The 26,615-nt window shown below is 72.4% G+C and carries 24 protein-coding genes; 11 read left to right on the forward strand and 13 right to left on the reverse strand.

Features of this window, described 5'->3' with window-relative positions; all coding sequences use genetic code 11:
• Nucleotides 1–55 precede the first annotated feature (55 nt).
• Complete coding sequence (locus ACGFMP_RS34920) at nucleotides 56–556, reverse strand: hypothetical protein (RefSeq protein WP_393677757.1); 501 nt, start codon at nucleotides 554–556, stop codon at nucleotides 56–58.
• A gap of 205 nt (nucleotides 557–761) precedes the next feature.
• Nucleotides 762–1,235, reverse strand: a complete 474-nt coding sequence (locus ACGFMP_RS34925; protein WP_393677759.1) for a winged helix-turn-helix transcriptional regulator — start codon at nucleotides 1,233–1,235, stop codon at nucleotides 762–764.
• Between the two features lie 98 nt (nucleotides 1,236–1,333).
• On the opposite strand from ACGFMP_RS34925, the gene ACGFMP_RS34930 reads away from it, so the two are divergent.
• Nucleotides 1,334–2,557, forward strand: coding sequence for an MFS transporter (locus tag ACGFMP_RS34930; protein ID WP_393677761.1), 1,224 nt, complete (start codon nucleotides 1,334–1,336; stop codon nucleotides 2,555–2,557).
• Between the two features lie 35 nt (nucleotides 2,558–2,592).
• On the opposite strand, the gene ACGFMP_RS34935 is transcribed toward ACGFMP_RS34930, so the two are convergent.
• The 4 genes from ACGFMP_RS34935 to ACGFMP_RS34950 all read right to left on the reverse strand — a co-directional run bounded on the left by ACGFMP_RS34935 (nucleotide 2,593) and on the right by ACGFMP_RS34950 (nucleotide 6,310).
• Entirely contained in the window at nucleotides 2,593–3,897 is a 1,305-nt protein-coding gene (locus ACGFMP_RS34935; protein ID WP_393677762.1) for an RNA polymerase sigma factor, read from the reverse strand.
• Nucleotides 3,897–4,316: a YciI family protein gene (locus tag ACGFMP_RS34940; protein ID WP_393677764.1), complete on the reverse strand. Its 420-nt coding sequence runs from the start codon at nucleotides 4,314–4,316 to the stop codon at nucleotides 3,897–3,899. The genes ACGFMP_RS34935 and ACGFMP_RS34940 overlap by 1 nt, the downstream gene beginning before the upstream one ends.
• Before the next feature lie 171 nt (nucleotides 4,317–4,487).
• Entirely contained in the window at nucleotides 4,488–5,333 is an 846-nt protein-coding gene (locus ACGFMP_RS34945; RefSeq protein ID WP_393677766.1) for an ABC transporter permease, read from the reverse strand.
• On the reverse strand, nucleotides 5,330–6,310 hold the full coding sequence (locus ACGFMP_RS34950; RefSeq protein ID WP_393677767.1) for an ATP-binding cassette domain-containing protein: 981 nt from the start codon (nucleotides 6,308–6,310) through the stop codon (nucleotides 5,330–5,332). The genes ACGFMP_RS34945 and ACGFMP_RS34950 overlap by 4 nt, the downstream gene beginning before the upstream one ends.
• Nucleotides 6,311–6,639: 329 nt before the next feature.
• On the opposite strand from ACGFMP_RS34950, the gene ACGFMP_RS34955 reads away from it, so the two are divergent.
• From ACGFMP_RS34955 to ACGFMP_RS34975, 5 genes are all read left to right on the forward strand, one after another.
• Nucleotides 6,640–7,107, forward strand: a complete 468-nt coding sequence (locus ACGFMP_RS34955) for a (2Fe-2S)-binding protein (protein ID WP_393677769.1) — start codon at nucleotides 6,640–6,642, stop codon at nucleotides 7,105–7,107.
• Between the two features lie 2 nt (nucleotides 7,108–7,109).
• Nucleotides 7,110–8,102, forward strand: coding sequence for an FAD binding domain-containing protein (locus ACGFMP_RS34960; RefSeq protein WP_393677771.1), 993 nt, complete (start codon nucleotides 7,110–7,112; stop codon nucleotides 8,100–8,102).
• A complete protein-coding gene (locus ACGFMP_RS34965) occupies nucleotides 8,099–10,351 on the forward strand; it encodes a xanthine dehydrogenase family protein molybdopterin-binding subunit (RefSeq protein WP_393677773.1) in 2,253 nt (750 codons plus the stop codon). Before ACGFMP_RS34960 ends, ACGFMP_RS34965 begins: the two co-directional genes overlap by 4 nt.
• A gap of 14 nt (nucleotides 10,352–10,365) precedes the next feature.
• Nucleotides 10,366–11,553, forward strand: a complete 1,188-nt coding sequence (locus ACGFMP_RS34970; protein WP_393677775.1) for a hypothetical protein — start codon at nucleotides 10,366–10,368, stop codon at nucleotides 11,551–11,553.
• 91 nt (nucleotides 11,554–11,644) lie between these two features.
• Entirely contained in the window at nucleotides 11,645–12,790 is a 1,146-nt protein-coding gene (locus tag ACGFMP_RS34975) for a PP2C family protein-serine/threonine phosphatase (protein ID WP_393677777.1), read from the forward strand.
• Here ACGFMP_RS34975 and ACGFMP_RS34980 read toward each other — a convergent pair.
• Complete coding sequence (locus ACGFMP_RS34980) at nucleotides 12,780–13,364, reverse strand: TetR/AcrR family transcriptional regulator (protein WP_393677779.1); 585 nt, start codon at nucleotides 13,362–13,364, stop codon at nucleotides 12,780–12,782. The genes ACGFMP_RS34975 and ACGFMP_RS34980 overlap by 11 nt on opposite strands.
• A 69-nt stretch (nucleotides 13,365–13,433) precedes the next feature.
• On the opposite strand from ACGFMP_RS34980, the gene ACGFMP_RS34985 reads away from it, so the two are divergent.
• The gene (locus ACGFMP_RS34985) at nucleotides 13,434–14,147 is read left to right on the forward strand and encodes an MBL fold metallo-hydrolase (RefSeq protein WP_393677781.1); all 714 of its coding nucleotides are present in this window, start codon (nucleotides 13,434–13,436) and stop codon (nucleotides 14,145–14,147) included.
• A gap of 45 nt (nucleotides 14,148–14,192) precedes the next feature.
• Here ACGFMP_RS34985 and ACGFMP_RS34990 read toward each other — a convergent pair whose 3' ends face one another.
• From ACGFMP_RS34990 to ACGFMP_RS35015, 6 genes are all read right to left on the reverse strand, one after another.
• Nucleotides 14,193–15,212: a LacI family DNA-binding transcriptional regulator gene (locus tag ACGFMP_RS34990; RefSeq protein ID WP_393677783.1), complete on the reverse strand. Its 1,020-nt coding sequence runs from the start codon at nucleotides 15,210–15,212 to the stop codon at nucleotides 14,193–14,195.
• A gap of 210 nt (nucleotides 15,213–15,422) precedes the next feature.
• Nucleotides 15,423–15,743, reverse strand: a complete 321-nt coding sequence (locus tag ACGFMP_RS34995) for an L-rhamnose mutarotase (protein ID WP_393677785.1) — start codon at nucleotides 15,741–15,743, stop codon at nucleotides 15,423–15,425.
• A 93-nt stretch (nucleotides 15,744–15,836) separates the two neighbouring features.
• Nucleotides 15,837–16,925: a rhamnose ABC transporter substrate-binding protein gene (gene rhaS / locus ACGFMP_RS35000; protein ID WP_393677806.1), complete on the reverse strand. Its 1,089-nt coding sequence runs from the start codon at nucleotides 16,923–16,925 to the stop codon at nucleotides 15,837–15,839.
• A gap of 172 nt (nucleotides 16,926–17,097) precedes the next feature.
• Nucleotides 17,098–18,129 carry an ABC transporter permease gene (locus tag ACGFMP_RS35005; RefSeq protein ID WP_393677786.1) on the reverse strand — a complete coding sequence of 344 codons (1,032 nt, stop codon included), beginning with the start codon at nucleotides 18,127–18,129 and terminating at the stop codon, nucleotides 17,098–17,100.
• A complete protein-coding gene (locus ACGFMP_RS35010; protein WP_393677787.1) occupies nucleotides 18,122–19,177 on the reverse strand; it encodes an ABC transporter permease in 1,056 nt (351 codons plus the stop codon). Before ACGFMP_RS35010 ends, ACGFMP_RS35005 begins: the two co-directional genes overlap by 8 nt.
• Nucleotides 19,174–20,694, reverse strand: coding sequence for a sugar ABC transporter ATP-binding protein (locus ACGFMP_RS35015; RefSeq protein ID WP_393677789.1), 1,521 nt, complete (start codon nucleotides 20,692–20,694; stop codon nucleotides 19,174–19,176). Before ACGFMP_RS35015 ends, ACGFMP_RS35010 begins: the two co-directional genes overlap by 4 nt.
• Before the next feature lie 527 nt (nucleotides 20,695–21,221).
• Here ACGFMP_RS35015 and rhaI point away from each other — a divergent pair.
• The 4 genes from rhaI to ACGFMP_RS35035 form a co-directional block, all read left to right on the forward strand.
• Nucleotides 21,222–22,388 carry an L-rhamnose isomerase gene (gene rhaI, locus ACGFMP_RS35020; RefSeq protein ID WP_393677791.1) on the forward strand — a complete coding sequence of 389 codons (1,167 nt, stop codon included), beginning with the start codon at nucleotides 21,222–21,224 and terminating at the stop codon, nucleotides 22,386–22,388.
• Nucleotides 22,389–22,567: 179 nt separating this feature from the next.
• The gene (locus ACGFMP_RS35025; protein ID WP_393677793.1) at nucleotides 22,568–24,622 is read left to right on the forward strand and encodes a bifunctional aldolase/short-chain dehydrogenase; all 2,055 of its coding nucleotides are present in this window, start codon (nucleotides 22,568–22,570) and stop codon (nucleotides 24,620–24,622) included.
• A 239-nt stretch (nucleotides 24,623–24,861) separates the two neighbouring features.
• Nucleotides 24,862–26,385: a rhamnulokinase family protein gene (locus ACGFMP_RS35030; RefSeq protein WP_393677795.1), complete on the forward strand. Its 1,524-nt coding sequence runs from the start codon at nucleotides 24,862–24,864 to the stop codon at nucleotides 26,383–26,385.
• 50 nt (nucleotides 26,386–26,435) lie between these two features.
• A partial coding sequence (locus ACGFMP_RS35035; protein WP_393677797.1) for a heterodisulfide reductase-related iron-sulfur binding cluster occupies nucleotides 26,436–26,615 on the forward strand: 180 nt, incomplete at its 3' end.

Raw genomic sequence — 26,615 nt, forward strand, 5'->3', positions numbered from 1 at the left:
TTGACCGCCGTCGCTCTCGCGCACGTCCAGGCGCCGGGCCCGCCGCCGGGGCTTGTCAGCCCTCCCGGCCGATCTCCCCGGGTACGTACCTGCGCAGGCGCGGGACCGGCGGCGCGGTCGGCGGAGCGTCCGCGAGCTCCTTGACGTCCTGGAGGTCGTGCCCGTCCTCGGCCACCGGCAGCGGAGGACGCCCGCCGCCGACGCCGGGCGCCCCTGACGCCTCCTGCGGCCCGGCGAGCCCGTAGTGCACGTACAGCTCCTGCTCCTGGACGAGGTCGAGGTGCTGTTCTGGCTCCACCCTGGGCGCGCTGCGCACGTCCGCCACCGTGCAGGCCAGGTCGAGGATCCCCTCCCGGGTGTGCGTGGCCCCCACCAGCGGGACCAGCGTGTCGCCTTCGCGGACGCCGTCCACGTACGTCCGCACCGTCGCCCACTCCGGGCGGTGCCTCAGGTTGTCCACGAACACGTCGTCGACCGCGCCGATCCACTCGCCGTCGCGGTCGTAGGCGGTCAGCCGCCTGAGTGCTTCCGGGTCCTCGAAGACGTCCTCGGTCATGAACGGATCACTCCTCTGGGGAAGGCGGTGCGGCCCGCGGCCGCGCCGCGGGACTGCCCCCATCGAGCCCGCTGGGCCCTTCCTCGGCAACCAGGCGCGGCGGCGCGCATCCGGCATCCCACCCGGTCAGCCGCCCGGGGACAGCTCCGCGGGATTCGGCCGCCCGGCGCGCCCCGTCCCCGGCGGACGACCGCACCGCGGGGGCCTACCGGAAGGCGTCAGGGGCCGCGGGCCGGTCGGCCTTCTTCACCACGGTGTCGCGGGGGCGCAGGCGCCGCCCGTCGGCGGAGAGCGTTTCGAGGGGCCGCAGCGGACGGCCGCCGCGGCGGTCCACCAGCTCAGAACGCGGTTCGCCGTCCTCGAAGAAGTGGCTCTCACCCCACTGCCGGAGCGCCACGACGACGGGGAAGAGATCCTCTCCCTTGGGCGTCAGCACGTACTCGTGGTAGGCGCTGCCGTCGGACGCCGGCACGATCTCCAGGACGCCGCCGGCGACGAGGCTGCGCAGGCGGGCGGCCAGGATGTTCTTCGCCACGCCCAGGCTGCGCTGGAACTCCCCGAAGCGGCGGCTGCCGTCGAAGGCGTCCCGCACGATCAGCAGCGACCACCAGTCGCCGATCGCGTCGACCGACCGGGCGACCGGGCAGTCGCTGCCGTCCAAGCGGGTCCGTCTGACCACAGCGGCCTCCGTCCGGGAATCAAGGTTGCAACATGCTACCAGGCACGGCTACGGTCCCGCCTGGTAGCAACTTGCCACCAACTGTCGAGAGGTGTCCCGTGACCGACCGCACCGAGACGACCCGGGTCGCCGAGGCGGCAGGACAGCCGCAGGCGCGCGCCCTCCCCCGCCGCACCACGCTGCTGTTCGCCCTCTCCGGCGCGGTGGCGGTCTCCAACGTCTACTTCGCCCAACCCCTGCTGGCCACCCTGAGCCATGACTTCGGGATCGGTGAGGCCACCGTCGGGGCCCTCGTCACCCTGACGCAGATCGGTTACGGCCTCGGCCTGTTCCTCGTCGTGCCGCTGGGCGACCTGCTCGACAGGAAGCGCCTCATCACCGTCCAGTTCGTCCTGCTGGCCCTGTCCACGACCGCGGTCGGCCTCTCGGGGACCGCACCGCTGCTGATGATCGGCATGGCCCTGATCGGATTCTCCGCCGTGGTGACCCAGTCCCTGGTGGCCTTCGCCGCGTCACTGGCGGGACCGGACGCGCGCGGCCGGGTCGTCGGCCTGGTCACCGGCGGCGTGGTCGTCGGCATCCTGCTGGCCCGCACGGCCTCCGGCCTGCTGGCCGACCTCGTGAGCTGGCGGGCGGTCTACCTCGCCTCCGCGGTGGTCAGCCTCGTGCTGACCCTGGCGCTCCACCACGAGCTGCCGCGCACCACCGCTCCCCGCCCGGCGATCCGCTACCGCCGGCTGCTCGGCTCGACCCTCGCACTGTTCGTCCGCGAGCCCGTGTTCCGGGTCCGCGCCCTGCTCGCCCTGCTGGTCTTCGCCGCCTTCAGCACCCTGTGGAGCTGCGTCGCCCTGCCGCTGAGCGAGCCTCCCCTGTCACTGACGCACACCGGGATCGGGGCCTTCGGGCTCGTGGGCGCGGCAGGCGCCCTCGCCGCCGCCCCGGCCGGCCGCCTGCACGACCGCGGATTCGCCAGGCGGACCACCGGCACGGCCCTGGCGATCCTGGTGCTGTCCTGGCTCCCGCTGGCCTTCACCCGGCACTCGCTGTGGGCCCTGGCCGCAGGCGCGATCCTCCTCGACCTCGCCGTGCAGGCCGTCCACGTCACCAGCCAGAGCCTGATCCACGGCCTCCGCGCCGACGCCGGCAGCCGGCTGATCGGCGGCTACATGGTCTTCTACTCGGCCGGCAGCGCGGCGGGAGCGCTGGCCTCGACCACCGTCTACGCGGCCGCCGGCTGGGGCGCCGTCTGCCTGCTGGGCGCCGCGTTCAGCGCCGCCGCTCTGGCCCTGTGGGCGGCGACCGGCAACGGCACGCGAGGCTGAAACCCGCCCCCGGGCCGCGGCCGGACGACCACTCGTCACCCCAGGGCCGCCGCCTTGCGCAGCAGCACCGACCGCTCGCGCAGGTTGCGGCACAGCCGGGCGGCGAGCTCGAGCTCCGCCCTGGCCTCGGTGTTCCTGTCGAGCCGGGTCAGCAGCTCGCCGCGCACGCTCGGCAGCAGGTGGGACCCCGACAGGCGGTCGGAGGCGACCAGCTCGTCGACCATCGCCAGGGCCTGCCGCGGTCCGTGGGCCATGGCGACGGCCACGGCCCGGTTGAGCTCGACGACCGGGGAGGGGGCGACCCGGCCCAGCGCCTCGTAGAGCAGCACGATGCGCTCCCAGTCGGTCTCCGCCACCGAGGACGCCGACGCGTGGCAGGCGGCGATCGCGGCCTGCAGCCCGTAGGGTCCGAGGCCGCGGCCCAGGGACGAGGCCCGGCCGATCCCGGCCAGTCCGCGCCGGATCGCCGACCGGTCCCACAGCCTGCGGTCCTGGTCCTCCAGGAGCACCGCCTCGCCGTCGGGCCCGGTGCGGGCGGGAAAACGCGCCGACGTCAGCTCGAACAGGGCGAGCAGCCCGTGCACCTCCGGCTCCCGCGGCAGCAGCGCCGCCAGCTTCCGGGTCAGCCGGATCGCCTCGTACGCCAGGTCGGCGCGCAGCAGGCGGTCGCCCGCCGTCGCCGTGGAGCCCTCGGTGAAGATCACGTACAGCACGTTCAGGATGCCGCCGAGCCGCTCCCGCCGCTCCGCTGCGGGCGGCAGCCCGAAGGGCACCCCCGCCGCGGCGATCGTCTTCTTCGCCCGGGTGATCCGCGCCTGGACCGTCGGTACGGTCGACAGGAACGCCCGCGCGATCTCCTCGCTCGTCAGGCCGCCCACCGCGCGCAGCGTCAGAGCCACCCGGGCCTCGGGCGAGAGCACCGGGTGGCAGGCGACGAACATCAGGGCGAGGACGTCGTCGTCGACCCGGTCGGGGTCCCAGGGCAGGTCGTCGGACCGGTCCTGCGGGACCGCGGCCCCCGAGGTGGCCTCGCCCTCTCCGAGCGGGTTCGCGAGCACGGCATAGCGCTCGGCGAGGGCCGACCGGCGGCGGAAGGCGTCGATCGCCCTCCGCCGCGCGGTGGCCAGCAGCCAGCCCACCGGGCTCGCCGGGACGCCATCCCCCGACCAGGCGAGCAGCGCCTCGGCGACTGCCTCCTGGGCGACGTCCTCGGCGAGCTCGAAGTCCCGCGTGTAGCGGGCCAGCGCGCCGACGATCCTCGCGGACTCGATCCGCCAGACGGCTTCGACGGCCCGCCGCGCCGCCTCCGTGGTCGGCGGGCCGTCAGCGGCCTGCGACATCAGAGCTGGCCGGTGCTCTCGCGCCAGGCGCGCTCCTTGATGATCCACTCGTTGTCCTGCGGGAAGTCGTCGATGCTCGGCACCCGGCGGATCTCGCACTTGCTGCCGGGGAACGCCGGCAGCCGCTTGGCCCACTCGACCGCCTCCTCCTTGGAGGCCACGTCGATCAGGTAGAAGCCGCCGAACAGCTCCTTGGTCTCGCCGTAGGGGCCGTCGGTGACCACCGGCGTCTCGCCGTCGAAGTCGACCACGACGCCCTGGCCCGGGTCGTCAAGACCCTCTGCGGCGACCAGCACACCGGCCTTGATCAGCTCCTCGTTGAAGCGGCCCACCGTCTCCAGCATCTGCTCGAAGGGGGTCTCCATCATCCTGGCCATGGACTCGTCCGTGCCTCGCATGATCAGCATGTACTTCGCCATCGTCCTGCTCCTTGCCAACGGGGTCGCCATTCGACCCTCTCACTCCTAGGTCGAACGGCGCAGCCGCGGATCGACACGGCTCCCCTCCGACTTTTCTTCACCGATTCCCCAGGGACACGATGCCGCCCGCGGCCGGCGGATCCCGGGTCCGGGGGCGGGATCCGGTCCCTGTCACACGGCCCTGCGGTAGAGCCACACGCCGAGCGGCGCGAAGACCGCCACGATGCCCGCGTCCCAGGCGAGTGCCTGCCACACGTCGGTGGCGGCCGGGCCGCCGAGCACCAGGGCCCTGACGGCCTCCGCCGTCCTGGACACCGGCTGGTGCTCGGCGAACGCCTGGAGCCAGCCCGGCATGGTGTCGACAGGGACGAAGGCGGCGGAGGCGAAGACCAGGGGGGCCAGTACGGGGAAGGCCGCGGCCTGGGCGGTCTCCGGATCGCCCACGGCCATGCCGACCACCGCGAAGATCCACGACATGGCCAAGCCGAAGGCCAGGACGAGCAGCACCCCGCCGAGGAAGGGCAGGACACCGGCGTGGATGCGGAAACCGATGGCGAATCCGACGCCCGTCATCATCGCCACGACGAAGACGTTGCGTACGAGATCGGCCGTGGTGCGTCCGACGAGCACCGCGGACCTGGCCATCGGCAGCGACCGGAACCGTTCCATCAGGCCCGTCTGCATGTCGGTGGCCAGGCCGATCGCGGTGTTCATGGCGCCGAAGACGGCGGTCTGCACGAAGATGCCGGGGATCAGGAAGTCGACGTAGTCGACCCCGTGCAGCGCCGGGGCCACCACGCCGCCGAACACGTACCGGAACATCAGCACGAAGACGAGCGGCTGGATGGTGGAGAAGACCAGCAGCCGGGGCACCCTGCGCAGCCCGATCAGATTCCGCCAGGCGACGGCCAGGCCGTCCTGGGCGGTGCTCAGCAGCCGCGGGGCGGCGTGGGTGAGCGGCCCCCGGGCGCCGGCGGCACCGGGGTCCTGGTACGTGCCGGAGCGGGCGGCGCTCACGGCGCACCCGCGGTGGACGGGCCGGCCGCGGTGGGGCCCGCCCGGCCGGAGTGCCCGGTCAGCTGGAGGAAGACGTCGTCCAGGCTGGGTTCCCGCACCGCCACCGTGCCGGGCACCAGGCCCTGCGACTCCAGCCGGCGCAGCACGTCGAGGAGCGGCCGGGAGCCGTCGCGGGAGAGAAGGCTGAGTCGGGGGCCGTCGGTGCGGGGCGGCTCGTCGAATCCTGCCCGCACCAGCTCCGCCGCCCGTTCGGCCCGGTCGGCACTGACCATGTCCAGCTCGATGACGGTGTTGCCCAGGCGCGACTTGAGCAGTGCGGGTGTGCCGTCGGCGATGACCCGGCCGCGGTCGACGACCACGACCCGGGAGGCGAGCTGGTCGGCCTCCTCCAGGTACTGGGTGGTGAGCAGGACCGTCGTCCCGTCGGCCACCAGCCGGCGGATCAGCTCCCACAGCGCCTTGCGGCTCTGCGGGTCCAGGCCCGTGGTCGGCTCGTCGAGGAAGAGCACCGGCGGGTCGGGGACCAGGGCCGCCGCGACGTCCAGGCGTCTGCGCATGCCGCCGGAGTAGGTCCGCGCGGGCCGGTCGGCGGACTCCGTCAGCTCGAAGCGCTCCAGGAGCTCCGCGGCCCGGCGGCGCACGCGGGAGCGCCGCACATGGGTGAGCCGCCCGATCAGCCGCAGGTTCTCGCGGCCCGTGAGGTTCCTGTCCACCGCCGCGTACTGCCCGGCGAGCCCGATCAGGCTGCGTACGGTGGCGGGCTCGCGCACGACGTCGTGGCCCAGCACCTCAGCGCGGCCGGCGCTCGGGGGCAGGATCGTGGTCAGGATGCGGATGGCGGTGCTCTTGCCCGCCCCGTTCGGCCCCAGCAGGCCGAAGACGGTGCCCGGCTCGACGTCGAAGTCCACCGAATCCAAGGCCGTCACCGACCCGAACCGCTTGCCCAGGCCGCTGACGGTGATCGCTGGCCGGCCCACGGAACCACCTCGCTCGATGCGGCGACCCCCTGTCCCCATGGTCGCCCCGGGACCGCCGGCCCGCAGCGGGATACGGGCCGCACCGCACCACCCCGGCGGCGCACCGGAAGTGCCGCGGCCATTTCCGTGGCGCGCCGAATTCCTGCCGGAAAGTGTCGCAGGGCGCCGCGCAACTTCCCATCGTGGACAATGCTGCCGAAGCAGGAATCCGACCGTCCGCAGAATACCGGGGCGGCCGGAATTCCCCGGTCCTCGCCGTCCGGGTCCTATTCGCCATCACGCAGGGAAAGTTGCCAACTGTGAGCGGACCAGCGCCTGCCCCGGTGTCCATGAAGGTCAACGGTGCCCTCCACGAGATCGATCTGGAGCCCCGGGTGAGTCTCCTGGACGCCCTGCGGGACCATCTGCAACTCACCGGCACCAAGAAGGGCTGCGACCAGGGCACCTGCGGCGCCTGCACGGTCTGGGTCGAAGGCCGCCGGGTGCTGGCCTGCCTGACGCTGGCCGTGGTGTGCGAGGGCCAGGAGGTCACCACGATCGAGGGCATCGCCCCCGACGGCGGCCTCCACCCGATGCAGCGCGCTTTCATCGAACACGACGCCTTCCAGTGCGGCTACTGCACCTCGGGGCAGATCATGTCAGCGGTGGCCCTGCTCGACGAGGGAAACGCGGCGACGGACGACGACATCGCTGAACACATGAGCGGAAATCTCTGCCGGTGCGCGGCCTATCCGAATATCCGCGCGGCGATCCGCGAAGTCCGCGACGCTGGCCTGGAAACGAGCGGGAGGGGCTGACCATGCGACCTCTCGGCTACACCCGGGTGAGCACCGTCGACGACGCCATTGCCACCGTGGGCGCCGATTCCACGAGCACCTTCCTGGCCGGAGGCACCACCGAGATCGACCTCATCAGGCTGGGCGTGAACCGCCCGGACCTGCTGGTGGACATCAACGCCCTCCCGCTGCGCCAGGTGGACCGCACTCAGGACGGCGGTCTGCGGATCGGCGCGCTGGCGCGGATGACCGACGTCGCGCGCACCCCCGAGGTCGCCCGGCACTTCCCGATGATCGCCCAGGCGCTCCTGCTGGGCGCTTCCGAGCAGTTGCGCAACATGGCCTCCATGGGCGGGAACCTCTGCCAGCGGGTGCGGTGCGCGTACTTCCGCGACGGTGTCTCCCCCTGCAACAAGCGGGCCCCGGGGTCGGGCTGCTCCGCGCTCGACGGCCTCAACCGCGGCCACGCGATCCTCGGCACGAGCGAGCACTGCATCGCCACCCACCCCTCCGACGTGGGCGTCGCGCTGGTGGCGCTCGACGCGGTCGTCCACACCGCCGGGCCGGCCGGCGAGCGGGCCATCCCCATCGACGACTTCTACCTGCTCCCGGGTGACACACCCGAGGTGGAGCACCCGCTGGGGCAAGGCGAGCTCATCGTGGCGATCGAGGTGCCGCCGGCGCCGATCGCCGAGCGCTCGCTGTACCTGAAGTTCCGCGACCGGCAGTCCTACGAGTTCGCCCTGGTCTCGGTCGCGGCGGCGATCGACGTACGCGAAGGGAAGGTCGCCGACGTGCGGCTGGCCCTCGGCGGGGCGGGTACGAAGCCGTGGCGGGCCCGCCGGGCCGAGGCCATGCTGACCGGCGGCCCGGCGACGCCCGAGGCGTTCTCGGCCGCGGCCGCCCACGAGTTGGAAACCGCCGTCACCCGCGCGCACAACGCGTTCAAGGTCCCCTTGGCGCAGCGGGCGATGGTGCGCGGGCTGAACCGGGCCATGGACGGAGGGACACGATGAGCACCGCGGTCGGCAAGCCCATCAGCCGGGTCGACGGCCGGGCGAAGGTCACCGGAGGCGCCCGCTACACCGCCGAGATCGACCTCCCGCACCTCGCGCACGCCGCCGTCGTCGGCGCCACCGTGCCCAGCGGCCGGGTCACCGCGATCGACGCGGGGCGGGCCGCCGCCGCGGACGGCGTGCTGGCGGTGCTCACCCACGAGAACATGCCCAGGATCGCCTCGCAGCCGCCGCTGCTCCCCTCACTGCTCGGTTCCGCGGCGCCCGGCGAGACGTTCTTCCCGATGCAGGACGCCACCGTGCACTACGCCGGCCAGCCGGTGGCCATCGTCGTCGCCGACAGCCACGAGCGCGCCCAGTACGCGGCGTCGCTGCTGGATGTCAGCTACGAGCGCGCCGACTCCACGACGACGATCGACGAGGGGCGCGACGCGGCCTACGAGGCGGAGACCCTGTTCGGGGGTCTGATGCCGGGCCGCAACGAGCGCGGTGACGTCGAGGCGGCGCTCGACCAGGCGCCGGTGCGCGTCGAGGTGGCACACCGCTACGCGGCGAACCACCACAACACCCTGGAGCCCTCGGCGACCACCGCCGTGTGGGACGAGGACCGGGTGACGCTCTACGACTCGACCATGGGCATCCGTGCCAGCCAGCTCACCGTCTCCCGCTACCTGGGGATGCCGATCTCCCATGTGCGGGTGATCACGCACTTCGTCGGCGGCGGCTTCGGCGGCAAGGCCATGACCTGGCCCCATGTCACGCTCGCGGCGATGGCGGCCCGGGAGGTCGGCCGTCCGGTGCGGCTCTCGCTGACCCGGCCGCAGACGTACACCTCGCACGGGCACCGCGAGGAGCAGGAGCAGCGCCTCACGCTCGGGGCGACGCGGGACGGCAGGCTCACCGCGGTACGGCACGAGAAGCTGTCCGTCACCTCGCCCTTCGACGACTGGGCGGAGCCCGCGACCGGCGTCACCTCCCAGCTGTACCGCTGCGAGAACTACCTCGGCGTCCACCGGCTGATCCGCGGCAACACCATGACGCCCACCTTCATGCGCGCGCCGGGCGAATCCCTCGGCGTGACCACGCTCGAGGTGGCGATGGACAAGCTCGCCTACGCCACCGGGGTGGATCCCGTCGAACTGCGGCTGCTCAACCGCGCGTCGGCGGACGAGCACGGCAACGCCTGGTCGAGCGACGGCCTGGAGGAGTGCCTGCGCACCGGCGCCGAGCGCTTCGGCTGGGCGCAGCGCGACCCTGAGCCCCGTATCCGGCGGGAGGGCGACTGGCTGATCGGCTCGGGCATGGCCGTGGCCGCCTACCCGATGGCCTTCTTCATGCCGGTCCAGCAGGCTCGCGCCAGGATCTACGCCGACGGCAGCGCCGTCCTGCAGAGCGGCACCCAGGAGTTCGGCACCGGCGGCACGACCGCGATGACGCAGGTCGCGGCGGACGGCCTGGGCATGTCCATGGACGACGTCACCTTCGAGGCCGGTGACACCGATCTGCCCAACGCCAGCGCGTCGGTGGGCTCCATGGGCGCCTCCATGATCAGCGCCGCGGTGCACACCGCGGCGGTCGAGCTGCGCCGCCAGCTGATCGAGACCGCGGTGAAGGACCCGGACTCCCCCCTGCACGGCGCGGACCCGTCCGCTGTCGTGGTCGACGACAGCCGGATGTCGCTGGACGACGGGACGGGCGCGGGCGAGACCTACGCGGCGCTGATGCAGCGCCACCACCTCACCATGACGGAGGCGATCGGCAGCTGGACGCCACCGCCGATGGACACCCCGCACGGTTTGCTGACCTTCGGCGCGCACTTCACGGAGGTGGCCGTCGACCCCGACCTCGGGCTGGTCCGGGTGCGGCGGATGGTCAGCGCGTTCGCCCCGGGGCGGGTGCTCAATCCCAAGCTCGCCCGCAGCCAGCTCATGGGCGGCATGCTCTGGGGTCTGAGCCAGGCGCTGCTCGAAGGCAATCGGATGGACCCGCGGTACGGGCGCTGGGGTTCGAGCAACCTCGGTGAATACCTCGTCCCGGTCAACGCCGACGCACCGGACGTCACCATCGAGTTCGTGGAGGTCACCGACCCGGTCGCCAACCCGCTCGGTGTCAAGGGGGTCGGCGAGATCGGCCAGGTCGCCGTGGCGGCGGCCCTCATGAACGCCGTCTTCCACGCCACCGGGCGCCGTGTCGACGAACTGCCCATGGCCGCGGAACTGGTGATGGACCCGCCGGGCACCCGGGTATGACGCGGCCGCCCGGGATGGACGGCTCCACGGGCGCTGCGATGCCGGACCGGCCGGCCATCAGTACACCGGCCCGGCTGTCGGGGCAGGAATTCCTGCGGGCCGAGCGGGTGCGGCTGGCCCGGCAGCCGGGGCTCGGGCTGGCCGGGCTGCTGCTCGTCGTCCCGGTCGCGGCGCTGTTCGCCTTCGGGGCGGACGGCGCCGCGAACTCGGTACGGCTGTTCGCGCCCCTGGTCACCTTCGCCCTTCCCGCGCTGGCGATGGTGGCCTTCTGGTGGGAGGACTGGCCGGGATCACGGCTGCACCCCGGCCTTTCCGGCCTGCTCGACACCGTCCTGATCGCCGCGGCGGCGATCGCTCTGGCCTTCCTCGGCCAGCTCAGCATCGGCCACGTCGATCCCGTGGGCGTCTTCGACCCGACCCCGGGGCCCGGCCATGCGCCGCTGTTCCCCGCGTCGCTGCCGCTCGCCGGCGGTGCCTTCGTGGCCGTACTGCAGCTGACCCTGGTGTGCGAGGGCTGGCCGCTGCGGCGGCTGCCGCGGCTGACCGGCGGAATCGTCGCCCTCGCGGTGTCGTGGGGCGCCGCGATCGTCCTGTACTTCGTGGCGGTGGACTTCGACGCGCCCCCGGGGTCCGGTCTGACCAGCCGGAGCGGCCCGGTGCCGGGACCGGAGCTCGGTGCCGTGCTGGTCCTGATCGGTGCCTGGCAGGTGTGGGTGTTCGTGGTCTGGAGGGGCTGGCCGTTCGCGGACCACCCCAGCCGTGCCGTACGCATCGTCTCGGCGAACATCGTGGTGATCGGCGGGGCGCTGCTGACCTACGCGCTGGCCCACGGGCCCGGCGGCGCCGGGCCCGCCGTCGTCAACGCGGCGGCCGGGAACTTCGTCGCCGCGGGCCTGATCGTCGGGATGCTCTTCGAAGGGGTCTTCCGGCCCTGCCTCGACCCGGTGGCGGAGCGGGTGGCGACCCTGGCGGGCACCCTCGTCGTGGCGGCGGCGCTCTACGCGCTGCTGACGCTCTACGCCGACGGCCGCCACTGGACGGAGCCCAGCAGCGAGGAGTGGGTGGGGCATGCGGCACTCAACGCGATCGGCCTGTCGGTCATCCTGCACGTGGCCGTAGGGCGCCGCTGGCCGTTCGGTGACAACACCGACGCGGTGGATGGCACCGACGACACGCAGCGGCCCGCGGGCAGCGGCACATGACCCAGGATCCACAATGTCCGGCTTCGGAATATTTCCTGGCAGTTGTGCGCTGTCGCGACGCAACGACGCGACGGAACCGGGAGGAGTCCGTATGCACGTCCGGGACCGGCTCCTGGCACCGCGGGAGCCCGCGAGAGCCCGCGAGGGCGCCTGGGCCGCGGTGGCGGCCGCGTTCATCATCCTGGTGCCGGTCGTGGACTCGTTCCTGCCGGCGGACATCCACCTCGCGCACGCACTGGTCCTCCCTGTCGCCCTGGCCGCCGTCTTCCTCGGCCCCCGCCGCGCGACCCTGACCGCGGGACTCGCGGTCCTGGCACTCGTCGTCGCCGGCGTCGAGCGCATGACGCTCCTGACCGAGAGCGTGCTCGTACAGCTGGGTTCCCTGGCACTGCTGTCGGTATTGCTGGTGCTCGTCAGCTGCGTGCTGGAGCGGCGCCGCCACGAGCTCGCGGGCCTGCGCCGGGTGTCGGAGGCGGTCCTGCGGCCGCTGCCGCAGCGTGCGGGCCCGGTGTCCATCGCCTCGGCCTACCGGGCGGCCGACTTCGGCACCCCCGTCGGCGGCGATCTGTACGCGGTGGCCCGCACCGCCGACTCCACCCGGCTGCTCATCGGCGACGTCCGCGGCAAGGGTCTGGGGTCCATCGCCGACAGCGAGCTGGTCCTGGGCGCCTTCCGCGCCGCGGCGCACCGCCAGTCGCCGCTGCCCGAGCTGGTCGCCTCGCTTGAGGGCAGTGTCCGCTGGGGCCTCAACGAGCGCTGGGAGACACCCGCTCACACGGATGCCGCGGAGCGGTTCGTCACGGCGGCGATCATCGAGATCCCGGACGACGAGCCCAGCGTGCACGTGGTCAGCTGCGGGCACCTGCCGCCGCTGCTCTTCCACGAGGGCGCCGTCACCTCGCTGGACGCGGCCAATCCCGCGCCGCCGCTGGGCCTGGGCGCGCTGGCGGACAGCGGCTACGGCCCGACCACCTTCCCCTTCGCCGCGGGCGACCGGCTGCTGCTGTACACCGACGGAGTCACCGAGGCGCGGGACGACAAGGGTGCCTTCTACCCGCTCTTGGAGCGGGCCGCCGCCTGGACCGGGCACCGCCCGGGGCCGCTCGTGCAGGCCCTGACCAGTGATCTGCGGGCGCATGCCCCCGCGGGCCTCGACGACGACATGGCACTGATCGCTCTGCAGCGCGACGAGCCGCGGACCGCCGGCGTGCGGGAGGACCTGACGGTCAGCCGCTGAGCCCGTCCCCGGGGCCGCCTGCCGCGAGGGCGCTGCGGATCGCAGCGAGGCCGTACTCGAAGGACCGGTCGACGTCGCCCCCGAGCCGGAACGCGCCGCCCAGCTCCATCCCGATGAAGCCGACCGCCCACGCGGTCACCAGCCGAGCGGCCTCCAGCTGGTCCCGCTCGCCCACGAGCTCCCCTGACGCCCGCAGGATCGGGGCCACCGCGCGGGCGAGCGCCTCCTGCGACGCGACGCCGGACTGCGTAAGCCGGAAGGCCTCGGGGTGGCCCTGGGCGAACCTGCGGTATTCACGTATCCCCTCCTCGAGCGAGCCGTCGGTCGCCTCGAGCCGGGCGACCAGCTCGTCGAGGGCGTCGTCCGCCACGGCGGCCAGCAGCGCCGCACGGTCGCGGACGTGCTTGTAGAGGGACGGCGCGCGCACCCCGACACGGGTGGCGACGCTCTGCATCGTCAGTCCCTGCGGGCCGCCCATCTCCAGGGCCTCCCGGCCCGCGGCGACGATCGCACCCAGTGAGGTCTTCTCGGGAGTCGGCACCTCTTCCGCCCCTTCCCAAAAGCTATTGCCCATAGCCATCAAGCCTACGTATCGTAGCCATCGTAGCCGCCCGGCCCCCACGGCACCCTCGGAAAGGGACCCATGAAGCTCGCTCCGCACCTCCACCGCCTCGGCAACGACGTGGTGGCGTGCTACCTCGTCGACACCCCAGAGGGCATCACGCTCATCGACGCCGGCCTCCCCGGCCACTGGCGCGACCTGCAGCGCGAGCTCCGCTCGCTGGGCAAGTCCGCGGAAGACATCAAGGGACTCGTGCTCACCCACGGGGACTCCGACCACATCGGCTTCGCCGAGCGGCTGCGCCGCGAGCACGGGGTGCCGATCCATGTGCACGCCGCCGACGCCGTCCGCACCCGCACGGGCGAGAAGCCCAAGACCGCGGCAGGACCCATGCGGATCGGCCCCGCACTCGGCTTCTTCTGGTACGGCCTGCGCAAGAACGGCCTGCGCACCGCCCATGTCCGCGAAGTGGTGGAGGTCTCCGACGGCCAGGTCCTCGACCTCCCGGGCAACCCGGTGATCGTGCCGATGCCCGGCCACTCCCCGGGGAGCGTCGCGGTGCACGTGCCGCTCGCCGACGCCGTCTTCGTCGGGGACGCGCTGACCACCAGGCACGTACTGACCGGCCGCGGGGGCCCGCAGCCCGCCCCGTTCACCGACGACCCGGCCGAGTCGCTGGCCTCGCTCGAACGGCTCGCCGCGCTCCAGGCCTCCTGGGTGCTGCCAGGCCACGGCGCCCCGTGGCACGGATCGCCGGCCGAGGTGGCGGAGGCCGTCAGGCAGGCGTCGGCGTAGCCGCCGGCGGGCCGTGCGTCGTACGGTCGGGAGTCCGCGGCGCCGTCAGCGGCCGGGGAGACTGGAGCCGCGGACGACGAGTTCCGGTTGCAGCACCGTCTGCCGGTGCCGGTGCGCGGCCGGGTCGCCGACCGTCTCCTCCAGCAGCATCTCCGCGGCGAGGCGGCCCATGGAGACGGCCGGCTGGCGGACCGAGGTGAGCGGGACAGCGGCCGCCGCGGCGAATTCGATGTCGTCGTAGCCGACGATCGCCATCTCGTCGGGGACGCTGATCCGGGCCGCGAACATCGCCTGGAGCACCCCGAGCGCCAGCAGGTCGTTCGCGCAGAAGACCGCGGTGGGGCGGTTGCCGAGGCCCAGCAGCCGCGAGCCCGCGTCCCGGCCGGCCGCGACGTCGAGGCGCTCCGCCGAGATCTCGGTCAGCGACTCGGCGGGCAGCCCGGCCTCGGCCAGCGCGGCCAGCGCGCCCGCCTTGCGGTCGTGCACCTGGGTCACCTCGGGCGGGCCTCCGACGTAGACGATCGCCCGGTGGCCGGCCGTGATGAGGTGCTGCACCGCGAGCCGGCCGCCCGCCACGTCGTCCACCGACACCGAGCAGACCGACGGGTCCGCCGAGACGCGGTCGACGAGGACGAAGGGGATGCCCTGGCTGCGCAGGCCGTCGAGGCTCCGGCCGGTCGGGTCGGCCGGCGTCACCAGGACGCCGCGGACCCGCTGCTCGGCGAAGAGCGAGAGGTACTCCAGCTCCTCGCTGATGCTCTGCGCGCTGTTGCAGACCATCACCCCGAGCCCGGCCGCCCGCGCGGTGCGCTCGGCACCGGAGGCGACGGCCACGAAGAAGGGGTTGCCCATGTCCAGCACCAGCAGCGACATGATGCGGCTGGCACCCGCTCTGAGCTGGCGGGCGGACTCGCTGCGGACGTAGCCGAGCCTGGCGATGACCGACTGCACGCGCGTCCTGGTCTCCTCGGCCACCAGGTCGGGCCGGTTGATCACATTGGAGACGGTGCCCACCGAGACGCCGGCCTGCCGCGCCACGTCTTTGATACCCACCATGGATGCCACGCTCCGTCCCGCTGCCACCGCCGGGTCCCGCATGCAGGGACCGGCGCTCCGCGGGGTCTCCCCCGACCTGCCAATTGAACCTATTCAATCATATGAGACCGGCTCTGCACCGCAGAACAGGGCGCTGATTCAACAGATCATCAGGACCCGAGGAATGAATCGCTTCACCGCTCGCCTCCGCCGTCGCTCCGCAAACGATTCCGGTGGACTTCACGCGAGATGGAAGACCTCGCTGAGCGGAACCATAGCCGCATCAGGCGCGACGCCGTCCAATTCTTCGAAGAAGCCCGACATCTCCGCCTGCCAGCGCGCATTGACCTCGGTCCGGTCCATCGCGGCCCGCGCCCGGTCGAAATCCGCCGTCTCCAGGTAGCCGACGAGCAGGCCGTCGTCCCGCAGGAAGAGTGAGTAATTGTGCCAGCCTGTCGCGGTCAGCGCGGCCTGCATCTCCGGCCACACCTCGGCGTGCCGCTCGCGGTACTCGGCCAGTCGCTCCTGTCGGACTTTGAGCAGAAAGCAGACGCGTTTCATCAGGGTTGCCTCTTCCTTTCCCGGCCGCCGGCCCGCTCGGGGCGGGCCGGCGCTTCGCCGGTGGTGCGGGTCGGTCGCGGGGTCCTGCCGGGCTCAGAAGTCGTACTGGCCGATGTTGGACTTGTCGAAGCCGGTCGGCTTCCCGAGCACCACCGTGCTGTCCTGGCCGATGGTGAAGCTGCCCATGTCGCCCGCGGTGTAGGTCTGCCCGGGGGCCCCGCTGATCTGGCCGGACGCCAGCGCGATGGCGGTGTGGGCGGCCAGCGCGCCGAGCTTGGCGGGGTCCCACAGCTCGAAGGACTGCACGGTGCCGTCGGTGACGTACGCCCGCATGTCGTTGGGGGTGCCGAGGCCGGTGAGCCGGACCTTGCCCTTGTACTTCGAACCGCTCAGGTACTGCGCCGCGGCCTTGATGCCGACCGTGGTCGGGGAGATGATCCCCTTCAGGTTCGGGTACTGCTGGAGCAGGCCCTGGGTCTGCTGGAAGGACTGCTGCGCGTCGTCGTTGCCGTAGGCCACCTTGACCAGCTGGATGTCCTTGTACTCGGGCTTCTTCAGCTCGTCCTTCATGAAGCCGATCCAGGTGTTCTGGTTGGTGGCGGTCTGGGCGGCGGACAGGATGGCGATCTGGCCCTTGTTGCCGATCTGCTGGGCGATCAGCTGCACCTCGGTACGGCCCAGATCCTCCGAACCGGCCTGCGAGACGAAGACGTCACGGCAGCCGGCCTTGGTGTCGGAGTCGTAGGTGACGACCTTGACGCCGTTCTTGCGCGCCTGGTTCAGGGCGGTGCACAGGGCGCCGGGGTCCTGCGCGGACACCGCGATGGCGTCGACCTGCTGCTGCGTGAGGGTGTTGACGTAGGAGACCTGGCCCGCGGTGTCCGTACCGCTGCTGGTGCCGACCTCCTTGTACGTGGAGCCCGCCGCCTCGACGACCTTCTTGCCGCCGCCGTCGGAGATGGTGAAGTACGGGTTGTTCACCGCCTTGGGCAGATACGCGATCGTCAGGCCCTTCTTGACCGACGCGCTCGGGTCGGCCGACGCCGTCGGCGCGGCCGCGGGCGCGGAACTGCCGTCCGCGCCGGACTTCTTGGTGGTCCCGCCGCAGGCGGCGGTCCCCAGCGCGACGACGCTGACGACGGCGACCGCGGCCGCGATACGACGGGCGGGGGCGGTTCTCATGGACATGCGGGCTTCCTTTCGCTGCCGCAGCACGGCAGGGGTGACCGGAGATCGTCCGGCTGATCGGGTGGGACCGCGGTTCGGCGGGCTGCGCACGGGCTGCCGGAGGTGGTGGGACGGCGGTTGTGCGGACGGGGTCCGGCCTCGCGTCGGGTGCCGGGGCCGGACCGGCTCAGGTGCCGGCGATTACGGCGGGGGGCGGCGCCGCGGCCGGTCTGCGCCGGGCGCGGGCCTGGCCGACCTGGCGGGCGACCCTCGGGGCGAGGACGGAGACCACCAGCAGCACACCGGTGATCAGGGTCTGGGACTGGGCGGAGACGTTGACCAGGCTCATCACGTTCTGCAGTGCGCCGAGCAGGAAGACACCGGCGATCGCGCCGCCGAGGGTGCCCTTGCCGCCGTCGAAGTCGATGCCGCCGAGCAGCACGGCGGCGATGACGGACAGTTCGAGTCCTGTGGCGTTGTCGTAGCGGGCGCTGGCGTAGTGCAGTGCCCAGAACACGCCGGTCAGCGCGGAGACCGTGCCGGTGGCGACGAACATCGAGAGCTTCGCCCGCCTGACCCGGACCCCGGCGAATCTGGCGGCCTCCTCCGAGGCGCCGACGGCGAACAGCGAGCGCCCGAACGGGGTGGCGTGCAGCACCAGCACCGCGACGACGAGCAGGACCCCCCACGGCACGGCGGCCTGCGGGATGAAGGTGCCGCCGATCCGGCCGGAGCCGAAGTCCAGGTAGTTCTGCGGGAAGTCGGTCACCGAGTCGGAGCCCAGCACGATCTGCGCGATGCCGCGGTAGGCGGCCAGGGTGCCGATGGTGACGGCGAGCGAGGGAAGCCCGAGCCTGGTCACCAGCAGGCCGTTGACCAGTCCGCAGACCACGCCGAGCAGCACGCACAACGGGATGATCGTCTCGATGGCCATACCTGCGTTCCACAGCCGGCCCATGACCGCGCCGGCCAGTCCCGCGGTGGAGCCGACGGACAGGTCGATCTCGCCGGAGACGACGAGCATGGTCATGGGCAGCGCGATGAGCGCGATCGGGAGGGTGTTGCCGATCAGGAACGACAGGTTGAGCGCGTTGCCGAAGTTGTCGACGAAGGCGAAGGAGCACGACAGCAGCACGACGAGCAGTGCGCCGACGGCGGTGTCCCAGCGCAGCGCGTCCCGCGTCCGGGACCGGGAGCCGGGTGTGGTGGGGTCAGTCATGGTGGGCGCTCCTTGTCTGTGCGGCCCGCTTGCGGAGCACTGCCGCGACCCGCAGTGCGACCACCCGGTCCACGGCGATGGCGAGCAGCAGGAGGATGCCGTCGATGGCCTGGACCCAGACGGAGCTGACGCCGATGGAGGGCAGGACGCTGTTGATGGACGTCAGCAGCAGTGCTCCGAGCGCGGCGCCGTAGAGGCTGCCGGAGCCGCCGGTGAAGGCGACACCGCCCACCACGACCGCGCTGACCACGGTCAGTTCGTAGCCGGAGCCGGTGCCGGAGTCGACGTTGCCGAACCGCGCGAGGTAGAGCGCGCCCGCCAGGCCCGCCAGCGCCCCGCACAGGACGTACGCGGTCAGGATGCGTTTGCGTACCGGCACACCGGCCAGCCTGGCGGCCTCCGGGCTCGAACCGAGTGCGTACATGTCCCGGCCGCTGCGGTAGCCGCGCAGGTAGTACGCGGCGGCGGCGAGCACCACCGCGGTCAGCACGGCGAGGTACGGCAGCGCGCCCCAGCCGTTGTGCCCGAAGCCGACGAAGCCCGAAGGGAGGTCGGCGGCGGTGATCTGCTCGGAGCCGAACCAGATGGAGTCCAGGCCGCGGATGATGTAGAGGGTGCCGAGGGTGACCACCAGGGCCGGCACCTGGCCGAGGCTGACCAGCAGGCCGTTGACGACGCCGAATCCTGCGCCGAGGGCCACCGCGATCAGTACGGCGACCAGGGGGTTGCCGCCGCCGCGCAGGAACTCGCCGGCCGCGAAGGCGGTGATGCCCAGCGTGGAGCCGACCGAGAGGTCGACGTTCCTGGTGATCACCACTGTGGCCTGGCCGACCCCGACGAGCACCAGGATCGTCGCGTTGAGCAGCAGGTCCTTGATGCCCTGCTCGGACAGGAAGGCGCTGTTGTCCAGCTGGGTGGCCAGCAGCAGCAGTACCAGGACGGCCAGGATCGCCAGTTCCCTGACCTTCAGCACCCGGTCCAGCAGGCTGCCGGTGGCCGCGGCTCCCGAAGGTGCGGCGGCGGGCGCGGGTTTCGCGGTCATGGTCATGCGGCGCTCCTGCCACGGCCGGTGGCGGCGGCCATCACCGACTCCTCCGTGGCGTCCGCGCGGGGGATCTCGGCGACCAGCCGGCCCTCGTGCATGACCAGGATCCGGTCGGCCATGCCCAGGACCTCCGGCAGGTCGGAGGAGATCATCAGCACCGCCACCCCGTCGGCCGCCAGCCGGGACAGCAGCCGGTGCACCTCGGCCTTGGTGCCGACGTCGATACCGCGGGTCGGCTCGTCCACGATCAGCACCCCGGGGGCCGTTGCCAGCCACTTCGCCAGCACGACCTTCTGCTGGTTGCCACCTGACAGGGTGCCCACGGCATCGGCGAGCCTGGCGTACTTCACCTGGAGGCGCACCGCCCAGTCGACGGCCCTGCTGCGTTCCGCGCCGCGGTTCATCACACCGGCGCGGCTGGTCTTGCCGAGACCGGTGAGGTTGATGTTGCGTTCGACGGACATCCCCATCACCAGGCCCTGTGCCCTGCGGTCCTCGGGGACCAGCGCCAGCCCGGCCTTCATCGCCAGGCTCGGCGCCCCGGACCTGAGCTTCCTGCCGTCGACCCGCACCTCGCCGGCGTCCCAGCGGTCGACGCCGAAGACCGCGCGGGCGACCTCGCTGCGGCCCGCCCCGACGAGCCCCGCGAGGCCGACGATCTCGCCGCGCCGCACCTCGAAGGAGACGTCGGTGAAGACCCCTTCGCGGGTGAGCCGGCTGACGCTGAGCGCGACCTCGCCGGTCTTCGTGTCCTGCTTGGGGTACAGCTCGTCGAGGTCGCGGCCGACCATCCGGCGGACCAGTTCGTCCTCGGTGAGCCCGCCGACCGGTCCGCTGCCGATCCAGCCGCCGTCCCGCAGGATCGTGACGTGCTGGCAGAGCGCGAAGACCTCCTCCAGCCGGTGCGAGATGAACAGCACCGCGGCACCGCCCTCGCGCAGCGCCCTGACCACGCCGAACAGCCGGGCCACCTCGCTGCCGGTCAGCGCCGCGGTGGGCTCGTCCATGATCAGCACCCGGGCGTCGAAGGACAGCGCCTTGGCGATCTCCACCAGCTGTTGGTCGGCGATGGACAGGCCGCGCGCGGCCCGGTCCGGGTCGAGGTCGACGCCGAGCCGGTCGAAAAGGCCCGCGGCGGCTCTCCTGACCGCCTGGTGGTCCACCCGGCCAAGCGACCTGCGCGGCTGGCGGCCGACGAAGATGTTCTCGGCGACCGAGAGGTCGGGGAAGAGCGTCGGCTCCTGGTAGATGACGGCCACCCCGGCGTCCCTGGCGTCGGCCGGACCGTGGAAGACCACGGGAGCGCCGTCGAGCAGCACGCGTCCGGAGTCCGGCCGGTGCACTCCGGCCAGGGTCTTGATCAACGTCGACTTGCCCGCGCCGTTCTCACCCGCCAGGGCGTGCGCCTCCCCCGCGTACAACTCCAGCGACACCTCGCGCAGCGCCCGTACGGCCCCGAAGGACTTGCTCACCCCCTCCAGGGCGAGAACCGGAGTCCGTTCCGGTGCGGGATCGGTCATGGGTGTCTCCTGAGTCTCCCGGCCGAGAAACAATGGGGGGTGAAATGTTTCAACGGAACTGCCGGGACGTTAGCCCCGCACGGAGAGACCGTCAAGGGTTCCGGAGCCGAACAAACGTGGGCCCGCCGCTCAGTGGGTTCACCCGGAGGGGGTGAAGTCGAGGGCAAGCAGCGTATATTGTGCCGTGACACGATTCAATAACGCCCACGGTTCTGCGCCACCATCACGCGGCCCTCCGGCACCGACGCCGGGACCGTTCCGACTCTCCCTGACCCCACAGGCCACCCCCACCCCTGACGACCCCGCACTTCGCCTCCGGTTCCCCGGGAAGCACACCCGACGCTCTCCGGCGGGAGCCGGACAGGGTTCGCCGGAACGGCTCGGCCGCACCCCGCGCGCCGACCGGCGCGAAGGGCGGCGCAGCCCGGAGCCGTCACGTGAACCTTTTCATTGGTCCACGAGTCATTGACAGAAGTTGTCCCCGCCACTACGGTGTCCGCTAAATGAAACGATTCACAGAGGTTGCCATGACAGATCAGTCGGCCGTCCGGGCGGCGCTGAAGTCCCAGCGGATCGAGACCCCGTCGTGGGCGTACGGCAACTCCGGTACCCGCTTCAAGGTGTTCCGGCAGGAAGGCGTGCCCCGCGACCCGTACGAGAAGCTGGACGACGCCGCGCAGGTGCAGGCGGCGACCGGTGTGGCCCCGGTGGTGGCGCTGCACATCCCGTGGGACCGGGTCGAGGACTACGCGGACCTGCGCGCGCACGCCGAGGAGCGCGGGCTGACGCTGGGCGCGATCAACTCCAACGTCTTCCAGGACGACGACTACAAGCTCGGCTCGGTGACCAACCCCGATCCGGCGGTTCGGCGCAAGGCGCTGGGCCATCTGCTGGAGTGCGTCGACATCATGGACGCCACCGGGTCGCGCGACCTGAAGCTGTGGTTCTCCGACGGCACCAACTACCCGGGCCAGGACGACATCTCCGCCCGGCAGGACCGGCTGGCCGAGGCGCTGGCCGCGGTCTACGAGCGGCTGGGCGACCACCAGCGGATGCTGCTGGAGTACAAGCTCTTCGAGCCGGCCTTCTACGCCACCGACGTCCCGGACTGGGGCACCTCGTACGCCCACTGCCTCAAGCTCGGCCCCAAGGCGCAGGTCGTGGTGGACACCGGGCACCACGCGCCGGGCACGAACATCGAGTTCATCGTGGCCTTCCTGCTGCGCGAGGGCAAGCTCGGCGGCTTCGACTTCAACTCCCGCTTCTACGCCGACGACGACCTGATGGTGGGCGCGGCCGACCCCTTCCAGCTCTTCCGGATCCTGTACGAGGTCGTCAAGAACGGCGGCCTCGAACCCGAGACGGGCGTGGCCTTCATGCTCGACCAGTGCCACAACATCGAGGCGAAGATCCCGGCGATCATCCGCTCGGTGATGAACGTCCAGGAGGCCACCGCCAAGGCGCTGCTGGTCGACGGTGGCGCCCTCGCCGCGGCCCAGGCCTCGGGCGACGTGCTGGAGGCCAACGCGGTGCTGATGGACGCCTACAACACCGACGTACGCCCGCTGCTCGCCTCGATACGCGAGGAGACGGGCCTGCACCCCGACCCGATGGCCGCCTACCGCGCTTCCGGCTGGCAGCAGCGGATCGTCACCGGCCGTGTCGGCGGCGAACAGGCCGGCTGGGGCGCCTGAGCCGACCCGGCCCGCGGCCGGTCGGGGCTGCCGGCCGCCCCCTGCGGCTCGTCCTGACGGCCGGTCCCGGCGGCCGTACGCACCGTTCGGCCCACGCCACCGGGCCTGTCACGGCTCCGTCCGCCGGTCGCACCGCCCGCACCGCCCGCATCCCACCAGAACCGCAAAGGACTGCACCCATGGCTTCCGTTCCCCACTCCGAGCCGAGCACGGTCGGCGAGCTGCTGGAGCGCTCGAACCGGCTGGGCTCGGACCCGCGCAACACCAACTACGCGGGCGGCAACACCTCCGCCAAGGGCACCGCGCCCGACCCGGTCACCGGCGCCGACACCGAGCTGATGTGGGTCAAGGGCTCGGGCGGCGACCTGGGCACCCTCACCGAGGGCGGCCTCGCCGTCCTGCGCCTGGACCGGCTGCGTGCACTGACCCAGGTCTACCCCGGGGTGGACCGCGAGGACGAGATGGTCGCGGCCTTCGACTACTGCCTGCACGGCAAGGGCGGCGCCGCACCCTCCATCGACACCGCCATGCACGGCCTTGTCGACGCACCCCACGTGGACCACCTCCACCCCGACTCCGGGATCGCCCTGGCCTGCGCGGCCGACGGCGAGAAGCTCACCGCGCAATGCTTCGGCGACACGGTGGTCTGGGTGCCCTGGCGCCGCCCCGGCTTCCAACTCGGCCTGGACATCGCCGCGATCAAGCAGGCCAACCCCCAGGCCATCGGCTGTGTACTCGGCGGGCACGGCATCACCGCCTGGGGCGACACCTCGGCCGAGTGCGAGGCCAACGCCCTCCACATCATCCGCACCGCCGAGACCTACCTCGCCGACCACGGCAAGGCAGAACCCTTCGGCCCGCTGCTCGCAGGACACGGACCGCTCCCCGAGGCAGAACGCCGCTCCCGCGCCGCCGCTCTGGCCCCGCTCGTCCGCGCCATCGCCTCCGCCGACCGGCCCCAGGTCGGCCACTTCACCGACACACCCGAAGTCCTGGACTTCCTCTCCCGCACCGAGCACCAGCGGCTCGCCGCCCTCGGCACGTCCTGCCCCGACCACTTCCTGCGCACCAAGGTCCGCCCCCTGGTCCTCGACCTGCCGCCCGGCGCACCCCTGGAGCAGGCCGCCACCCGGCTGCGCGAACTGCACGCCGGCTACCGCACCGACTACGCCGCCTACTACCAGCGGCACGCCTCGCCCGACTCCCCCGCGATGCGCGGCGCGGACCCGGCGATCGTGCTCGTCCCGGGCGTGGGCATGTTCAGCTTCGGCAAGGACAAGCAGACCGCCCGGGTCGCCGGCGAGTTCTACCTCAACGCGATCAACGTGATGCGCGGCGCCGAAGCCGTCTCCACCTACCAGCCCATCGAGGAAGCGGAGAAATTCCGCATCGAGTACTGGGAGCTGGAGGAGGCGAAACTGCGCCGGATGCCCGCGCCCAAGCCGCTGGCGACCAGGATCGCGCTGGTCACCGGCGCGGGATCCGGTATCGGCAAGGCCATCGCGCACCGGCTCGTCGCCGAAGGCGCCTGCGTCGTCGTCGCCGACCTGAACGCCGCCAATGCCGCGGCGGTCGCCGAGGAACTGGGCGGCCGGGACAAGGCGGTCGCCGTGACCGTCGACGTCACCGACGAGGAGCAGATAGCCGCCGCCTTCGAGCAGGCGATGCTCGCCTTCGGCGGGGTGGACCTGGTCGTCAACAACGCCGGCATCTCCATCTCCAAGCCGCTGCTGGAGACCACCGCGGCCGACTGGGACCTGCAGCACCGCATCATGGCCCGCGGCTCCTTCCTCGTCTCCCGCGAGGCGGCCCGGGTGATGACCGAGCAGGGACTCGGCGGCGACATCATCTACATCGCCTCCAAGAACGCCGTCTTCGCGGGACCCAACAACATCGCCTACTCCGCCACCAAAGCCGATCAGGCCCACCAGGTGCGCCTGCTGGCCGCGGAGTTGGGCGAGCACGGCATCCGGGTCAACGGCATCAACCCCGACGGCGTCGTCCGCGGCTCCGGCATTTTCGCCGCGGGCTGGGGCGCCAAGCGCGCCGCCGTCTACGGGGTCGAGGAGTCCAAGCTCGGCGAGTTCTACGCCCAGCGCACCCTGCTCAAGCGGGAAGTGCTCCCCGAGCACGTGGCGAACGCGGTCTTCGCCCTCACCGGCGGCGACCTCACCCACACCACCGGCCTGCACATCCCCGTGGACGCCGGAGTCGCCGCGGCGTTCCTGCGCTGACCCGGGCCGCCGCCGGCGGTGGGCCACCACCGCATGCCCACCGCCGCCGTGCGGCCCCCTCCTGGGGCGCCCCCCTGCCCGTCCGGGCGACCGGTCCTCCCGGGCCGGTCGCCCACCGCCTGCCTGCTTGCCCCGTCGCCCTGTGGCCCGTCCGTCCGCTCGCCCGCCCGTCCGTCCGCTCGCCCGTCGCCCGTTCGCTCGCCCGTCCGCTCGCCCGTCCGCCGATCAAGGAATGTCCCGTGACCTCGACCACGCCGCCCTATTCCACCGACCCGTCCGCCTTCGCCGCGGTGGACATCGGGGCGACGAGCGGCCGGGTGATCGTCGGCGCGCTGGGCCGGGGCAGCCTGGACCTCACCGAGGTCCACCGCTTCCCGAACACCCCGCTGCGGCTGCCCACCGGGTTGCACTGGAATGTGCCGGGGCTCTTCCAGGGCGTGGTCGAAGGCCTGCGATCGGCCGGCAGGACGGGCCGGATCGCGTCGGTCGGCATCGACACCTGGGCGGTGGACTACGGACTGCTCGACGCGGACGGCGCCTTGCTCGGCCTGCCCCACCACTACCGGGACGACCGCACCCGGGACCTGGCCGAGCAGGTTCGCGAACAGGTCGGCGCACCGCGGCTCTACGGGACCACCGGGATCCAGCACCTGCCCTTCAACACCGTCTTCCAGCTGGCGGCAGCCCGGGGGTCGGCGCAACTGGAGGCCGCCCGCACGCTGTTGCTGATTCCCGACCTGCTGACGTACTGGTTGACCGGCACCGTCGCCGCCGAGGTCACCAACGCCTCCACCACCGGTCTGCTCGACGCGCGGACCGGTGGCTGGTCGCAGGACATCGCGGCGGCCATCGGGCTCGACGCGGGCCTGCTGCCGCCCCTGCGGGAACCCGGTACGCCGGCCGGCGCCCTGCTGCCGCACGTCGCCGCAGCCACGGGGCTGCCGTCCGATACGCCAGTCGTCGCCGTCGCCTCCCACGACACGGCGTCGGCTGTCGCGGCGGTTCCGGTCACCGGCTCGGGTGGCGCGTACATCTCCTGCGGTACGTGGTCCCTCGCTGGCCTCGAACTGGACGCGCCCGTGCTCACGGAGGAGTCGCGGGCGGCCAACTTCACCAATGAGCGCGGCATCGACGGCACCGTTCGCTACCTGCGCAACATCATGGGCATGTGGCTGATCGAGGAGTGCCGTCGCACCTGGGCCGCACGCGGCCGGCCGCTCGACCTGTCCGCTCTGCTCGCCGCGGCCGCACAGGCGGAGCCGCTTGCGGCACTGATCGACGCCGACGCGCCGGAATTCCTCGCCCCCTCCGACATGCCCGCGGCCATCGCCGAGCACAGCGTCCACACCGGCAGCCGGCCGCCGACCGAGCCGGGCGCGGTGATCCGCTGCGTGCTGGACAGCCTCGCCCTGGCGCACCGCCGGGTGCTGCGCCGGGCCGCGGAACTCGCCGGCCGGGAGATCACCCGCGTCCACATCGTCGGGGGCGGCAGCCGCAACGCACTGCTCTGCCAACTGACCTCCGACGCCACCGGCTTGCCGGTGGTCGCCGGCCCGACCGAGGCCACCGCGATCGGCAACATCCTGGTACAGGCCCGCACCCGCGGACTGGTCGGCGACCTCGCGGAGATGCGGCAACTCGTCGCGGACACACAGCAGTTGCGTCACTACCGGCCGCAGGGCGACGGCCGCGTGTGGGAAGCCGCCGAGAGGCGGCTCGCCGCGGGCGCGCGACGTCCCCTCGTCCCTGGCTCCGACCGGTGAGCAGTCCGCCGGAGACCGCTGCCCCGACCGAACGAACCGAGGGAGCCCCGATGCGGGTCGCACTGTTCCTCACCTGCCTGAACGACGTGCTGTATCCGGGTACCGGGCGTGCGGTGGTCACGCTGCTGGAGCGGCTGGGTGTGGAGGTGGACTTCCCCGCCGGGCAGACCTGCTGCGGCCAGGCCCACTACAACACCGGCTACCGGCACCAGGCAGAACCACTGGCCCGC

The sequence above is a fragment of the Streptomyces sp. NPDC049040 genome (genome assembly GCF_043197715.1).
GTDB lineage: Bacteria > Actinomycetota > Actinomycetes > Streptomycetales > Streptomycetaceae > Actinacidiphila.